The 13,273-nt window shown below is 70.2% G+C and carries 16 protein-coding genes and 1 tRNA gene; 4 read left to right on the top strand and 13 right to left on the bottom strand.

Annotation, left to right across the window (positions count from 1 at the left end):
* Positions 1–10 precede the first annotated feature (10 nt).
* Positions 11–847, bottom strand: a complete 837-nt coding sequence (locus AB0I12_RS26430; RefSeq protein WP_359934449.1) for an NAD(P)H-binding protein — start codon at positions 845–847, stop codon at positions 11–13.
* A gap of 76 nt (positions 848–923) precedes the next feature.
* On the opposite strand from AB0I12_RS26430, the gene AB0I12_RS26425 reads away from it, so the two are divergent.
* From AB0I12_RS26425 to AB0I12_RS26415, 3 genes are read left to right on the top strand one after another with little or no spacing between them, the layout of a single operon-like run.
* Complete coding sequence (locus tag AB0I12_RS26425; RefSeq protein WP_359934447.1) at positions 924–1,343, top strand: MarR family transcriptional regulator; 420 nt, start codon at positions 924–926, stop codon at positions 1,341–1,343.
* A 14-nt stretch (positions 1,344–1,357) separates the two neighbouring features.
* The gene (locus AB0I12_RS26420) at positions 1,358–1,588 is read left to right on the top strand and encodes a hypothetical protein (protein ID WP_359934445.1); all 231 of its coding nucleotides are present in this window, start codon (positions 1,358–1,360) and stop codon (positions 1,586–1,588) included.
* 5 nt (positions 1,589–1,593) lie between these two features.
* The gene (locus tag AB0I12_RS26415) at positions 1,594–2,175 is read left to right on the top strand and encodes a class I SAM-dependent methyltransferase (protein WP_359934443.1); all 582 of its coding nucleotides are present in this window, start codon (positions 1,594–1,596) and stop codon (positions 2,173–2,175) included.
* Here AB0I12_RS26415 and AB0I12_RS26410 read toward each other — a convergent pair.
* From AB0I12_RS26410 to AB0I12_RS26370, 9 genes are all read right to left on the bottom strand, one after another.
* Positions 2,155–2,550, bottom strand: a complete 396-nt coding sequence (locus AB0I12_RS26410) for a VOC family protein (protein ID WP_359934441.1) — start codon at positions 2,548–2,550, stop codon at positions 2,155–2,157. The genes AB0I12_RS26415 and AB0I12_RS26410 overlap by 21 nt on opposite strands.
* Positions 2,543–3,058, bottom strand: a complete 516-nt coding sequence (locus AB0I12_RS26405) for an SRPBCC domain-containing protein (protein ID WP_359935046.1) — start codon at positions 3,056–3,058, stop codon at positions 2,543–2,545. Before AB0I12_RS26405 ends, AB0I12_RS26410 begins: the two co-directional genes overlap by 8 nt.
* 2 nt (positions 3,059–3,060) lie before the next feature.
* Complete coding sequence (locus AB0I12_RS26400) at positions 3,061–3,378, bottom strand: metalloregulator ArsR/SmtB family transcription factor (protein WP_355475352.1); 318 nt, start codon at positions 3,376–3,378, stop codon at positions 3,061–3,063.
* 43 nt (positions 3,379–3,421) lie between these two features.
* Positions 3,422–4,381 (bottom strand): alpha/beta fold hydrolase, encoded by a 960-nt coding sequence (locus AB0I12_RS26395; protein ID WP_359934439.1) that lies wholly within the window; start codon positions 4,379–4,381, stop codon positions 3,422–3,424.
* Positions 4,382–4,385: 4 nt separating this feature from the next.
* Positions 4,386–4,844, bottom strand: coding sequence for a hypothetical protein (locus AB0I12_RS26390; protein ID WP_359934437.1), 459 nt, complete (start codon positions 4,842–4,844; stop codon positions 4,386–4,388).
* Positions 4,845–4,980: 136 nt separating this feature from the next.
* Positions 4,981–6,564, bottom strand: coding sequence for an LCP family protein (locus tag AB0I12_RS26385; RefSeq protein WP_359934435.1), 1,584 nt, complete (start codon positions 6,562–6,564; stop codon positions 4,981–4,983).
* 393 nt (positions 6,565–6,957) lie between these two features.
* Positions 6,958–7,047 (bottom strand) — tRNA-Ser (locus AB0I12_RS26380).
* A 75-nt stretch (positions 7,048–7,122) separates the two neighbouring features.
* The gene (locus AB0I12_RS26375; protein WP_359934433.1) at positions 7,123–8,013 is read right to left on the bottom strand and encodes an LLM class flavin-dependent oxidoreductase; all 891 of its coding nucleotides are present in this window, start codon (positions 8,011–8,013) and stop codon (positions 7,123–7,125) included.
* Positions 8,004–8,417 carry a TIGR03618 family F420-dependent PPOX class oxidoreductase gene (locus AB0I12_RS26370; protein ID WP_359934431.1) on the bottom strand — a complete coding sequence of 138 codons (414 nt, stop codon included), beginning with the start codon at positions 8,415–8,417 and terminating at the stop codon, positions 8,004–8,006. Before AB0I12_RS26370 ends, AB0I12_RS26375 begins: the two co-directional genes overlap by 10 nt.
* A gap of 29 nt (positions 8,418–8,446) precedes the next feature.
* Here AB0I12_RS26370 and AB0I12_RS26365 point away from each other — a divergent pair, with 29 nt between their 5' ends.
* Positions 8,447–9,103, top strand: coding sequence for a phosphoribosyltransferase family protein (locus tag AB0I12_RS26365; protein WP_359934429.1), 657 nt, complete (start codon positions 8,447–8,449; stop codon positions 9,101–9,103).
* 72 nt (positions 9,104–9,175) lie between these two features.
* Here the strand turns inward: AB0I12_RS26365 and AB0I12_RS26360 are convergent, their stop codons facing one another.
* The 3 genes from AB0I12_RS26360 to AB0I12_RS26350 all read right to left on the bottom strand — a co-directional run bounded on the left by AB0I12_RS26360 (position 9,176) and on the right by AB0I12_RS26350 (position 13,146).
* A complete protein-coding gene (locus AB0I12_RS26360; RefSeq protein WP_359934427.1) occupies positions 9,176–11,062 on the bottom strand; it encodes a phosphoenolpyruvate carboxykinase (GTP) in 1,887 nt (628 codons plus the stop codon).
* 324 nt (positions 11,063–11,386) lie between these two features.
* Positions 11,387–12,601 (bottom strand): hypothetical protein, encoded by a 1,215-nt coding sequence (locus AB0I12_RS26355; RefSeq protein ID WP_359934425.1) that lies wholly within the window; start codon positions 12,599–12,601, stop codon positions 11,387–11,389.
* Positions 12,598–13,146, bottom strand: a complete 549-nt coding sequence (locus AB0I12_RS26350) for a hypothetical protein (RefSeq protein ID WP_359934423.1) — start codon at positions 13,144–13,146, stop codon at positions 12,598–12,600. The genes AB0I12_RS26355 and AB0I12_RS26350 overlap by 4 nt, the downstream gene beginning before the upstream one ends.
* Between the last annotated feature and the right edge of the window lie 127 nt (positions 13,147–13,273).

Raw genomic sequence — 13,273 nt, 5'->3', positions numbered from 1 at the left:
CACTGCGGAGCTACTTCAACAACTCGGAAACAGCGGCCGCGTTCGCCGCGCACCAGGACTCGAAGGTGCGTGGCGCGCGGCCGGTCAGCCGGCGTAGGGCGTCGGTGCGTAGTCCGACGGTGTCGGCGCGCATCAGCTGGAGACCTTCGACGATCGCGGTGGCCAACTCCGGCGGCGCGCCGTCGGGATAGCGGAACCGGACCGCCTCTTCCGGAGTCTTTATGGCACGTACGTCGAGTGCCCGGCCGAGCGCGGCGCCGAGGATCGAGACCTGCTCGGCAAGAGTGAACGCCTCGGGCCCGGTCAACGTGTAGGCCTGCTTCTCGTGGCCGTCTTCGAGGAGCACCACCGCTGCTGCCGCCGCGATGTCCGCGGGGTCGATCGGCGCCGCCCGTCCCGGTCCGATCGGGTCGAGGACGTACCCGCCGGCGCGGATCGTCGGCAGCCAGTCGAACACGTTCGTCATGAACCCGGTCGGCCGCAGGAACGTTGCCGCGATCCCCGAATCCGCGATCAGCCGCTCCCGCTCGTGATGCCACCGGCCCATCGCGGGGACCGGGTCGCCGAGTACGGCGTACGACGACAAGTAGCTGATCCGGCGGACCCCTGCGTGACGTGCCGCCGCGAGGACGTTGGCGGTGTGCTCGAGGCCGGTCCCGGGCACGAGCAGGAACAGCGTGTCGACGCCACGCAGGTCGAGCGGTCCGCCGAGGTCGCCCACGACCTGCTCGGCGGGTAGGTCCGCCCGCGGGCTGCGGACCAGCGCGCGGAACTCGGCGCCGCGTCCGTCGAGCTCGTCGACGAGAGCGCGACCGACGTGTCCGGTGGCGCCGGTGATGAGCAGCATGGCAAACTCCTTTACCGGTTAACGATTCGCCGAGAACGTTAACCGGTAAACGATTCAATCGTCAAGGAGTGCCGTCGTGCCCGAATTCCTCGAGCTGCACAGCAAGACGTCCAAGTTGCTGCGCGCCGCGGCCGACGCGGCCGTACAGCGGCACGGGTTGCGTCTCGGGCAAGACCATCTGCTCGCGGCGCTGTGGGCGGAGGACGGCCGGACGCCGGGGGAGATCGCCGCCGCGGTCAACGTCACCACGCCCGCGGTCACCAAACTCGCCACCCGGATGGCGGAGGCCGGACTGCTCGAACGGCGGCCGGATCCGCGCGACAACCGGCTCGTGCGGCTCTGGCTCACGCCGGCTGGGCGCGCACTGCAGGCGCCGATCGAGGCCGAGCGTCAGGCGCTCGAGGACCGCATCACCGCGACGCTCACCAAGACCGAGCGTGCGCAGTTGCTGAAGGCGCTCACGAAAATCCATCAGGCGTTGGTGGACGGGTCGTGACGTACCTTGGGCGTATGGCGAACGCACCTGCCTGCCCGGTCTGTGGGCAACGAGGAGTGCCGATCCTGTACGGGCTGCCGACCCCGGTCGCGCGGGAGGCGGCGGCAGCCGGCAAGGTGCGGCTGTTCGGGTGCGTGATCCCGCCGGAGCCGGACAACTGGACGTGCCCGCAGGACCACACCTGGCAGGCCGACGACGACCAGGCGCTGACGGCCGCGATCGACGCGGCACTCGGCCGGAAGTGAGCCGGATGCGGGAGCCGTGGAACCACAACATTCACTACCACCCGCAGATCCTCCAGGCCGTTCCGCCCGGCGCCGAACGCGCGCTGGATGTCGGCTGCGGCGAGGGCATGCTGGCCCGGAAGCTGCGCGGCGTCGTACCCCAGGTGACCGGGATCGACCTGCACACGCCGAGCTTGGAGTTGGCGCGCAGCCACGGCGACGACATCGAGTACATCCACGGAGACTTCCTGGAGTACCCGCTCGAGTCGGTGTCGTACGACGTGATCGGATCCGTCGCCACCATCCACCACGTCGACGCCCGCACCGCCCTGCTCCGCCTGCGCGACCTGCTTCGCCCCGGCGGCGCTCTGGTGGTGATCGGCGTCGCACGGTCGAACCTCCCGCGCGATCTCCCGCGTGAATTGGCCGGAGTCGCCGCCAGTTGGGCACATCGCGCCGTCAAGGGCCACTGGGAACACCCGTCCCCGACAGTGTGGCCCCCACCCGTCACCTTCCCGGAAATGCAGTCCCTGGCCGCAGACCTCCTACCAGGCGCGACCTTCCGTCGCCATCTCCTCTTCCGCTACTCAATCACCTGGAGAAAGTGACGAGGCCGTTGCGGCTTCGGTGTCCCACGTGGACAGGCAGAACGGGTGGCCGGCTGGGTCGGTGTAGACGTAGCAGTGGTCGGAGTTCGGCTGGTAGTCGTGGAGTTTGGCGCCCGCGGCAAGGACTCGGGCGCCGGTTGCGGCGAGGTCGTCGACGTAGAAGTCGAGGTGCATTCGCATGTCGCTGCCGGGCCATTGTGGTGGCTCGAAGTCGTCGACCTGTTGGAAGCCGAGGGAACCGTTCGGGCCCGTCACGGCGGCCCAATGCGTCGTACCGCTGGCGGTTCCGCCGGTGATCTCGGCGTAGAACCGGGCGAGGGCGAGCGCGTCGGGCGCGTTCAGCGTGGTGCCTTCCAGCCGGATCGTGTCAGACATCACTACCTCGGTACGCCGGGGTGAGCTCGGTCCAGCGGGCGTGCCACTCCGGCGCCGGCTTTTCCTCCGACCAGCCGTCGGCGTGGGCCGGGCCGTCGAGCGCGAGCGCACGGCCGAGGTCCTCCAGGTGGACCTGCCAACCGGCGCCGTGGAAGTGCATCGATCCGATCGGCAGGCCGCGCTCCTCCAGCACCAGCTTGGTCTGTGACCCGACCGGAGCGAGCCAGGCCTCGAGTTGGCCCTCGTCGTCGGTGCCGGGCTCGGTGGTGAGCAGCAGATGGTGCGGAGCCTCGCAGCTGTCGATCCGCACCGCGCCGCTCCACGTGCTCGTGAAGACGGCCTGGATCGTCCCACCCTCGTGCAAGCCGCCCGACACCTTGGCGATCCAGCGCGCCAGTCGCTCCGGCGTCGTACACGCCGCCCACAGGTCGTCGATATCCGTGTCGTAGACGTCCTCGACGCGCACCGCGCCGCGGGTTTCGTCCAGAGCCCGCATCGTCCCGGTCATCCTCACTGCGACGCCTTCTTTCCTCGTGCGATCTCGGTGTGCAGTGCGTCGAGCCGGTTCCGCCACAGCGCCCGGTATCCCTCCAGCCACTCGTCCACCTCGACGAGCGCTTCCGGCCGCAAGCTGTAGATCCGCCGCTGCGCCTCCTGCCGTACGTCGACCAGCCCGGCCTCCCGCAGCACCCGCAGGTGCCGGGACACGCCGGGCCGGGCGATCGGCAGCGCGTCGGCCAGCTCACCGGCCGTCGCCGGATGATCCCGCAGGATCTCCAGCACCGTGCGCCGGCTCTGATCCGCCAACGCCTGCAACACCATGTCCATGGCGCGAATGTACCCAAGTAGTTACGTAACCACAAGGGTACATTCAGAGCTTGGCGCCGATCAGCTGGAAGATGTCGTCGTGCGCGCCCGGGAGGTCGTCGTGCCCGAAGTCGGGGTAGCTGCGGACCTCCTTCGGCGAGGTGATCTTGTTGTACGCCGCGAACTGCGTGGACGGCGGGCAGATCTGGTCCTCGAGCCCGGTGAACAGCGTGACCTCGGCCCGGATCCGCGGTGCGAGATGCTGGACGTCGATGTAGCCGAGGGTGGTGAAGACCTCCTCCTGCCGGAGGTGCCGCGGGTCGCGCTTGCGGAACCAGGTGACGATCTCGTCGTACGGCGAGGTCTCCAGGTTCAGGTCCCACGTCCGCTCGTAGTCGGACAGGAACGGGAACACGCTCGCGGTGTACTTGATCGTCGGCGTCAGCGCGGCCGCCACCAGCGACAGCCCGCCGCCCTGGCTCCACCCGGTCGTCGCGATCCGGGCCGCGTCGACCTCCGGCAGGCCGCCGATGATGTCGGCCAGCCGCCGCGTGTCCAGGAAGACGTGCTTGTACAGCAGCCCGTCCGGCCCGGCGTCCAGCCCGTGCACGAGGTGGTGCTGCAGCGAGAAGGCGTTGGCTTCCTGCGACGGCGTACGGAACCCGACCTGCTCGCGGACGTCGAGCGCCGCGACCGTGAAGCCGCGCGCGGCGTACGGCAGTAGCTCGACCCACTTCGGCTGCTCACCGCCGTACCCGTGGAACAGCAGCACGGCCGGCCCGGACGGCTCGGCGGGACGCAGCACCTTCGCGTGCACGCGGTAGCCGCCGGTCCCGGTGAAGTACAGGTGCTGCGCCGTCGCGGTCGTCAGCGGGAAGTCGGCGGCGTCGACGAACTCGGCGTCGGCCGCGACCTCGTCCAGTGAGAGCAGCGCCTTGTCCCAGAATGCGTCGAAGTCCGCGGGACGCGGATTCGTGCCCTGGTAGGTCAGGAGTTCGTCGTACGACAGGTCGAAGGAAAGCACTGCATCATTCTGCGTCGCCGGCGTCCTCGGGGGCAGTCCCGTCCCAGATCGTGTACCCGTGTGCGGCGTTCAGCTTGTCCCGCAGCGCGGTCTCCAGTTCCTCGACCCGCCCGGGGGCCAGCCACGAGACCGGCAGCAGGATCGGGTGGTCGGGGTTCTTGGTCCGCAGCACGATGGCCTCGCCGTGCGTGGTCTCGACCCGGCCGACCTCGGTGATGTCGGTCCAGGGCGTGCGCAGGCCGCGGACCTCGATGTCGCGGTCGCGGAGCCGTGCGACCTTGGGCGGCCGGGCCAGGATCCACAGGCCGGCGATCGCGATCAGGCCGCCGAGGGTGACGAACACCGACACCGCGACGCTCGGCAGCCCCAGCGCCCAGAGCACCGCGGCCACCCCGAGAATGATCAGCCCGGCGGCCAGGATCCCGAGGAACCGTCCCGACCGCATCCGGTACGTCGTCCGCATCGGCACAGGATCTCATCCGCCCGGGGTGACCGGATCAGAAGGCTTCTGTCTCGGACTCCGTGGTGTTGCCGGCTGGGGCAGCTTGGCCGGCACCGACAGCGCGACCGGAATCGGTTTCGGGGTCGGCTCGGGCGGGTCAGTTGCCGGTCTGGCTCGGGTTGTAGGCGCAGGCGTCGTTGAGGTTCTGGGCCTCGCCCGGGGTGACCGTCGGCTTCGGCGGCGTCGTCGGGCGCTTCGTGGTGGTGCTGCTGGTCGGCTTCTTGGTCGGCTTCGCGCTCGGGGTCGAGGCGACCGGGTTCGTCTTCGGCGCGATCGCCTTCTGGATGATCTCCTGCATCGCCGTGTAGTCCGGGTTCTTGCCGGTCGGGAAGTTCTTGTTCTTGTCCAGGTCGATGTTGGTGACCTTGGCGTTCTTCACCTTCAGCGCGAGCTGGATGAACGCCGCCAGGATGTCCTGCGGGATGTCGGTGCGCAGCAGCTGCTTCCCGGCCTTCGCGATCTGCTGGTACGACGTCACCAGGGTCTGCGGGTTCGCGCTGCTCACCAGCGCGTGGATCGTGCAGCGCTGGCGCTCCTGACGCGACGGGTCGCTGAGGCCGTAGCGGCCGCGCGCGAACCACAGCGCGTGGTAGCCGTCGAGCTTCTGCTCCGGGCCCGGCTCGATGTACCCGCTGGGCTTCTTCTCGCTGTTCGACCCGGGGCCGGCACCGTAGTCGCCGCCGATCGGCACCCGGTAGTTCACGTTCACCGTGATGCCGCCGAGCGCGTCGATGATCTGCCGGAAGCCGGCCAGGTTGACCTGCATGTAGTAGTCGATGTCCAGGCCGAGCGCGGCGCTCGCGGCCAGCTTGACCACGTCCGCGCCCTCGTTGTCGGTCTGGCCGAGGATCCCCGGGTGCGCCTTCGGGACGTTCTCGTACATCGCGTCGAGGTAGTACTCCGGCTGCTCGACGTTGCCCAGGTTCGGGTCCCAGAAGCCGTCCGGGTACGCCTTGTGCAGCGGCGAGTCCTGCGGGAACGGCATCCGCATCCAGTTCCGGCTGAGCGAGATCAGCGCGGTGTCACCGGTCTTGGTGTCGATGCTGGCCACGATCACCGTGTCGGTCCGGACGCCGGTCCGGCCGACGCCGTCGTCGGCGCCGAGCAGCAGCAGGTTCAGCCGCGGGATCTTTGCCCACGGGTCGCTCTTGTTCACCTTCGGCCGGGTCGCGCTCTTGGAGTTGCCCTCGGACTGGAACACGCTGCCGACCAGGTCGCGCTGGGCCATCACGGTCTGCGCCGCGACGGTCGTCGGGACCGCGATCGCGAAACAGAGCAGCCCGACGAACATCGAGCCGGCCAGCCGGCCGGTGTAGGTCATGCTGACCGGGCGGAGCAGCTTGTGCGACGCCACCACGGTCCAGATCCAGCCGGCGCCGAGCAGCACGACCGCGCCGGTCGCGATCAGCAGCTGGCGCGGGGAGACGAGCAGGGCCAGCACCGAGTCTCGGTGCGTGAGGCCGACGTACGCGGCGATCAGCAGCAGGCCGATGCTGATCGTCAGGACGAAGGCGCCGAGCTTCTTCCGGCCGCCCATCAGCAGTCCAGTGCCGGGGACCAGGGCGCTGAGCAGGGTCAGGCCGATCGCCTTCGACGCCGTGCGGGCGCGGTGCGAACGGGCACGGGACCGGCTGGCCCGCGGCGCTGCCCTCCGACCGGCTGCGCGAGTGCTTCGCGACATGGCTCCGTTCCCTGATCGACGACGTGACGACCCCTCCGTCGGCCGCGCGCAGCGGCCCACGGTACATCAGACGCCCACGCCGCCCACTTGGTTGACGTGATGCTGTCGACCCCCGTCGATGCCCGCCAGCGTACACATCCACCGGCCGACACACCGAAGGTCCCACCCCGAACACTCAGAGTCGCCATCAACCACCCAGCCGAGCACCACCCACGCCGAGCACTTCCCAAGCCAAGCGAAGGTGAGTCGCCCTGCCGAGGCGAGCGCGCACCCAACCCGGCGCGGGGGGTCCGGGGGGCGAAGCCCCGCCGGGCGGGGTCTGGGGGTCGCACCCCCAGAAAACACAACCGGAGCGCCTCGCCTGCGCATTCTGCAGGCAAGGCGCTCCCAAAGCGGAGGCGGCGGGATTTGAACCCGCGAGAGGGGATTACCCTCAACCCGCTTAGCAGGCGGGCGCCATCGACCGGACTAGGCGACGCCTCCTCCGACGATCCCCACGCGGGGGACACGACGACGGCCAAGACTATCCGGTGGACCCGCCCGGCAGCAAAAGCGGGGTCAGCTGCTCAGCGATTGCTTCGCTTCGGCGACCAGTTCGACCGTCCGCGGCGTCATCGGCTCGGGCGAGACGATCAGGTGCTGGACGCCGAGCTTGCGGTACCCCGCGGCCGCCTCGGGCAGCTCCTGGACGGCGATCGCCTTCGGACTGGGATCCGGTACGGACTGGTCCGGGTCGCGCACGATGATCCCGGCCGTCGCGGTCACCGACCCCGCCGGCTTGCCGGCCGTCTCGACTGCCTGGCGGAGGGTCTCGAGGCGCTCTTCCACCTGCAGGTCGGGGGCGCCGTACCAGGCGGTGTTCCAGGCGTCGGCCCACTGGGCGGTCAGCCGCATCATGCGCGGGCGGTGGCCGGCGACCAGGATCGGGATCCGGTGCGGCGGCGCCGGGTCCAGGTCGGCGTCGTGGACGGAGTAGTACGTGCCGTCGTACGTGACCGTCTCGCCGTGGATCAGCCGCGCGACGATCTCCAGCCACTCGGCGAACCGTCCGACGCGGTGGTCGGTCGGCAGCCCGAAGGCCTCGTACTCCGGGTCGTGCCAGCCGGCGCCGACACCGAGCGTCAGCCGGCCGCCGGAGACCTCGTCCAGCGTCACGGCCATCTTCGCGGTCAGGCCGGGATCGCGGAACGATGCGCAGAGCACCATGTTCCCGAGCTCGACCCGCTCGGTGACCGCGGCGACTGCGCTCAGCAGGGTCCAGCTGTCGTGCATCCCGAAGACCTGACCCTCCGGGTCCCGGTAGAGGAAGTGGTCGGCCAGCCAGACCGAGTCCAGGCCGCCCTGGTCGGCCGCCTCCGCGACGGCCCGCACGTCCTTCCAGCCCGGCATCCCGCCGCCCGGCCCGTCCCCGGCGCCGAGCGGAAGCATCACACCGATCTTCAGGTCCACGGTCCGACACCGCCGATCTTCTCGACACTGATGTGTGTGATGTACCCGGCCGGCAGGTCGTCACCCGGCAGGAACTCCGCGTCCGGACCGAGGTAGGTCTTCGCGAGCTCCCGCAGGACGCCGACCGCGCCGCCCTCGGTGATCCGGGCGGTGCCGGTGACGATCAGGTACTCCGCCAGGCCCATCTCGTTGACCCGGTCGGTCTCGATCGACAACGCGACCCGGCCGTCCCGGCGGATGTTCTTCACCTTGCGGTTGTTCGGCACGTGCGCGGCGATGATCTCGTCGCCGTCCAGGCCGACCCAGACCACCGAGACCTGCGGGCTGCCGTCGGGGTTGAGGGTGACCAAGTGGCCGAGGGCATCGGATTCGAGTACGGCTCGCGCGCTCTCAGGGATTCGCATGCGGTCAACGTACGTGGATCATGGGCGCTATGAGGAGGCCGTACCCGGATCGGGCGGCCGCGGGCCGCACGCTGGCCGACGAGCTCGGATCGGTCGGCGGCTCCGTTCTGGTCCTTGGGCTGGCGCGCGGCGGCGTACCTGTCGCGGCCCCGGTCGCGGACGCCCTGGACGCGGAGCTCGACGTCCTGATCGTGCGCAAGCTCGGCCTCCCGGGGCAGCCGGAGCTGGCGATGGGCGCGATCGCCGGCGTCGGCGAGGAGTTGCACGTGGTCCGCAACGAGCCGATCGCGGCGGAGGTCGCCCCGGAGACGCTGGAGGCGGTCCGGCAGCAGGAGGTCCTGGAGCTGCGCCGCCGCGAGCACGCCTACCGCGGCGACCGCCCGCCGATCGACGTCCGGGATCGCGTGGTGATCCTGGTCGACGACGGCCTCGCGACCGGCGCGACCATGCGCGCGGCCGTGGAGGCCGTACGGCGCCAGGGCCCGGCGCGGATCGTCGTCGCCGTACCCGTCGGCGGGATCGACAGCTGCCGGCGGCTGTCCCAGGTCGCGGACCAGGTGGTGTGCGCGTGGATCCCGCAGTACTTCACCGCGGTCGGTCAGGCGTACCGGGACTTCTCGCCGGTCGGCGACGAGGAGGTCCGCCGGGTGCTCGCGGAAAGCACGGCGCGGCGCCCCGGAGGATGATCCGGGGCGCCGCGCCGTGGTGGCCCGGCCGCCGGCTTCCGACTCGGCGGCCGGTGCTCTGGGGCCGCGCTGTCAGCCCAGCCGGGCCTTCAGGTGGTCGAGCTCGACCTTCAGCGACGTCGGCACCGTGTCGCCGAGCTTCGCGAACCACTCCTCGATCAGCGGGATCTCGGCCTTCCACTCGTCAGGGTCGACGTGGGACGCGAGCTCCAGGTCCTGTGCGGTCACGTCGAGCCCGCTGACGTCCAGCGCGCCCGGGGCGGGCACCCGGCCGATCGGGGTCTCGACCGCCTCGGCCTTGCCCTCGATCCGCTCGATCATCCACTTCAGCACCCGGCCGTTCTCACCGAAGCCCGGCCAGACGAACTTGCCCGCCTCGTCCTTGCGGAACCAGTTCACGTAGAAGATCTTCGGCAGCTGCGCCGCGTCGTGCTGCTTGCCCACGGTCAGCCAGTGGTCGAAGTACTGCCCGGCGTCGTAGCCGAGGAACGGCAGCATCGCCATCGGGTCGCGCCGGACGACGCCGACCTGGCCGACCGCCGCCGCGGTGGTCTCCGACGACAGCGTGGCGCCCATGAAGACACCGTGCGCCCAGTCGCGCGATTCGGTCACCAGCGGCACCGTCGTGGCCCGGCGGCCGCCGAAGATGATCGCGGAGATCGGCACGCCGTTCGGGTCGTCGTACTCGTCGGCGATGATCGGGCACTGTTTGATCGGCGTGCAGAACCGGCTGTTCGGGTGGCTGGACAGCTCGCCCGAGGCCGGCGTCCACTCGCGGCCCTTCCAGTCGGTCAGGTGGTCCGGCGGGGTCGGCGAGTAGCCCTCCCACCAGACGTCGCCGTCGTCGGTGAGCGCGACGTTGGTGAAGACCGAGTTGCCCTTCTCGATGGTGCGCATCGCGTTCGGGTTGGTCTTCCAGCCGGTGCCGGGGGCGACGCCGAACAGGCCGAACTCCGGGTTCACGGCGTACAGCCGGCCGTCCTTGCCGAACCGCATCCAGGCGATGTCGTCGCCGAGCGTCTCGACCTCCCAGCCCTCGAGGGTCGGGTCGAGCATCGCCAGGTTCGTCTTGCCGCAGGCGCTCGGGAACGCGGCCGCGACGTAGTGCACCTTCTTCTCCGGCGAGATCAGCTTCAGGATCAGCATGTGCTCGGCGAGCCAGCCCTCGTCGCGGGCCATCGCCGACGCGATCCGCAGCGAGTAGCACTTCTTGCCGAGCAGCGAGTTGCCGCCGTACCCGGAACCGTACGACCAGATCGCCCGCTCCTCGGGGAACTGGACGATGTACTTCTCGTCGTTGCACGGCCACGGCACGTCGTCCTCGCCGGGCTGCAGCGGGGCGCCGACCGAGTGCAGGCAGGGGACGTAGGACGCCTCGGTGCCGAGCCTCGCGAGCACCTCGGCGCCGGTGCGGCACATGATCCGCATCGAGGCGACGACGTACGCCGAGTCGGTGATCTCGACGCCGAACATTGGCTTCTCGGCGGTCAGCGGGCCCATGCAGAACGGGACGACGTACATTGTCCGGCCGCGCATGCTGCCGCGGTACAGCCCGGTCATCAGCGCCTTCATCTGCGCCGGGTCCATCCAGTTGTTGGTCGGACCCGCGTCCTTCTCCTCGACCGAGCAGATGAACGTCCGCTGCTCGACCCGGGCCACGTCCGACGGGTCGGTGCGGACCCAGAACGAGTTCGGCTTCTTCTCGTCGTTCAGCCGGACCATGGTGCCGGCCGCGATCAGTTCGTCGGTGAGCGTCGCATACTCCGCGTCCGAGCCGTCGACCCAGTGGATCCGGTCCGGCTGGGTGAGCTCGGCGACCTCGGCGACCCAGGCCAGCAGGCCGGCGTGCCGGGTCGGTGCGTCGGTCAGGTCGTACGTCGTGGCTGGTGCGGCCGGGAGGTCCGGTGCGGCTGCTGGGGCGGCGGTCTCGGTATGGGTCGGGCTGGCGGTGGTCGTCATCGGCGGCTCATTCCCTCTCGGCTGTCGGGCCCGGCAAACCGCGCGGCCCCCTCGACGCTGAGGAGGTACGGCTCCGGCCGCCGGGGTCTCCGGCGGTTCGATCCAGCTGGCTGGCGGTGTGATCTCTCGCAGACCAGTGCGTCCAGTGGACGTATACCAGTGTGCAAGTGGTACTACCGTACGGGATCGGCGCGAGTGCTGAGAACCCCTAGAACGTGAACCCGGTCACAAAGTTTTCGCGACAATCGCTTTCCGTCGAACCTTGTGAAAAAGAGAACGACCCGCGCTGTTTCGCGCGGGCCGTTCAGGAGATTTTGCGGCGGATCAGCTGGTCTGCCGCCAGATGTCGTTGACGACCCTCTGGATGTCCGGCGCCTCGCCGGTCTGGCCGACGACCATCGCGCCGACCAGCCACCACTGTCCGCCGCTCTGGAAGGCGCGCGTCATCGTGATCGTGTACGGCGCCTTCGCCGACACCGTCAGCCAGGTCCGTGAGTCCTTCGCGGCCGCCGGCGCCGTGGTCTTGTAGATCTTCGTCCACTGCTGGTCGAAGGCCGGCCGGTCCGCCACGCAGCCGGCCAGGCTCGCGCACGGGTGCAGCGCGAACTGCGCCTTCATCGCGTTCTTCAGGCCGCCCGGCTCGTAGTCGTTCTTGGTCACGATCCGCCGCAGGATCAGCTGCGACGACTCGCCCAGGAAGGCCACCTCCGGCGGCCGCGGCCAGCCGAGCGCGAACGGCAGCTCGGCGTTCGCGACCACCTGGACGTCGGCGCCGGCCGCGTAGGTGGCGCCGAAGATCCCGGCCGCTCCGTCGGGGCGTTTGTACGGCGCGGTCGTGACGCGGTTGATCGGCGGGATCAGGACGGTGGACGGGATCGGCTCCGGGCTGACCGCGGCCGCCGGGGCCGCCTCGCCCGGCTCGTCCTTCACGGCGCCGCCGATCGCGGTGCCGATCGAGTACGCGATGCTGAACACGATCAGCACCGCGACCGCGACGACGGCGTAGACCCAGGCGCCGATCTTGCGCCGGTACTGCCGGGCGATCTCGATCTTCGACTGCGGTGGCTCCTCCTGCCGTGTCGCCTGCTGGGGGCGGTCGACGTACGACGGGATGTCGCCCTGCGGGGAGCTGGTGTCGCCGGGCAGCAGCGTCGGCGGCGTCGCGCCGTACCCGGCGAGCTGGTTGCGGACCGCCTGCAGCGACTCGTCGTCGTTGCCGAGCACCCCGTCGAGCGGGTCGACCAGGCGCTCGGCGCCGGTCTGCCCGTGGACGAGCTGCGTGATCGCGTACGGGCGGCCGGCGCTGAAGTTCGCCGCCCACAGCGGGGTCTCCTGCCGACCGGGCACCAGCGCGGCGTCGCGGCTCGCCCGGGTCAGCCGGTCGACGACCGTCGGGTTCCGGGCGCCTTCGTCGCTGAGGACGAGCGCGACGACGTCCATCCCGGTGAACGTCCGGCCGTGCCACAACTCCGCCAGCGGGTGCAGCAGGATCCGCTGGTCGAACTGGTAGCCCGGGATCTCCGGCGCGCTGTTGCTCACTTGCTCTCCCAGATCGCTCGGTCCGCCAGCGCCAGCGCCGCCTTCTGCGCGGCGTCCGCGTCGATCGGGTTGGCCGTGTAGTCCACCAGGACGACGACGTCGGCGCGCTGCACCATCGTGTGGACGGCCCAGGTCTCACCGGCCAGTCCGCTCGCGGTCCGGCTCGCCTTCGTCGGGTACGGGCGGTTCTCGTCGTACGCCTTCAGCGGCGACCGGGTGAACGTCCGGCTCGCCACCTGGTCCGGCGTGAACGGCGCGTTCCCCGCGCCGGCGTCCTTCCCGCCGTACGCCGTGATCGTGACCTCCACGCTCGCCGACGTGTACGCCCGGACCTTCGCGCGGGAGCTGCCCGCCGCGCAGGTGACGGTCGTGGTCCCGCCCTGGGTCATCGTCACCGGCCCGTCCGATGCCTTCGGCAACAGGTTCGCCACGTCGCCGATCCGTGCGCACAGATCGGCCGGCAGCACCCGCGCCGGGAGGATGTCCTCCGGCGTCACCGGCTCGCCGACCGCGAAACCGACCCCTCCGCCCACCAGCGCGGCCACCCCACACCCGATCGCGGTCCCCCGCACCAGTCGACTAGGGCGTGTCTGCTAAATCGTCGGGGTTGGGTGGTTGATGCTTGTTCGGTGCTGCGTTCGGGTGTGATTTCTGATGAGTTGTGGGCGGTGA

Source organism: Kribbella sp. NPDC050459 (genome assembly GCF_040655315.1).
Classification (GTDB): Bacteria; Actinomycetota; Actinomycetes; order Propionibacteriales; family Kribbellaceae; genus Kribbella.
This window is presented reverse-complemented; position numbering and strand designations above follow the sequence as displayed.

Bases quoted from the DNA above. Each gene is read 5' to 3' on its own strand.
- AB0I12_RS26430 (WP_359934449.1), bottom strand. From the start codon at position 847: ATGCTGCTCATCACCGGCGCCACCGGACACGTCGGTCGCGCTCTCGTC.
- AB0I12_RS26420 (WP_359934445.1), top strand. From the start codon at position 1,358: ATGGCGAACGCACCTGCCTGCCCGGTCTGTGGGCAACGAGGAGTGCCG.
- AB0I12_RS26415 (WP_359934443.1), top strand. From the start codon at position 1,594: ATGCGGGAGCCGTGGAACCACAACATTCACTACCACCCGCAGATCCTC.
- AB0I12_RS26410 (WP_359934441.1), bottom strand. From the start codon at position 2,550: ATGTCTGACACGATCCGGCTGGAAGGCACCACGCTGAACGCGCCCGAC.
- AB0I12_RS26405 (WP_359935046.1), bottom strand. From the start codon at position 3,058: ATGACCGGGACGATGCGGGCTCTGGACGAAACCCGCGGCGCGGTGCGC.
- AB0I12_RS26400 (WP_355475352.1), bottom strand. From the start codon at position 3,378: ATGGACATGGTGTTGCAGGCGTTGGCGGATCAGAGCCGGCGCACGGTG.
- AB0I12_RS26390 (WP_359934437.1), bottom strand. From the start codon at position 4,844: ATGCGGACGACGTACCGGATGCGGTCGGGACGGTTCCTCGGGATCCTG.
- AB0I12_RS26385 (WP_359934435.1), bottom strand. From the start codon at position 6,564: ATGTCGCGAAGCACTCGCGCAGCCGGTCGGAGGGCAGCGCCGCGGGCC.
- AB0I12_RS26370 (WP_359934431.1), bottom strand. From the start codon at position 8,417: ATGCGAATCCCTGAGAGCGCGCGAGCCGTACTCGAATCCGATGCCCTC.
- AB0I12_RS26365 (WP_359934429.1), top strand. From the start codon at position 8,447: ATGAGGAGGCCGTACCCGGATCGGGCGGCCGCGGGCCGCACGCTGGCC.
- AB0I12_RS26360 (WP_359934427.1), bottom strand. From the start codon at position 11,062: ATGACGACCACCGCCAGCCCGACCCATACCGAGACCGCCGCCCCAGCA.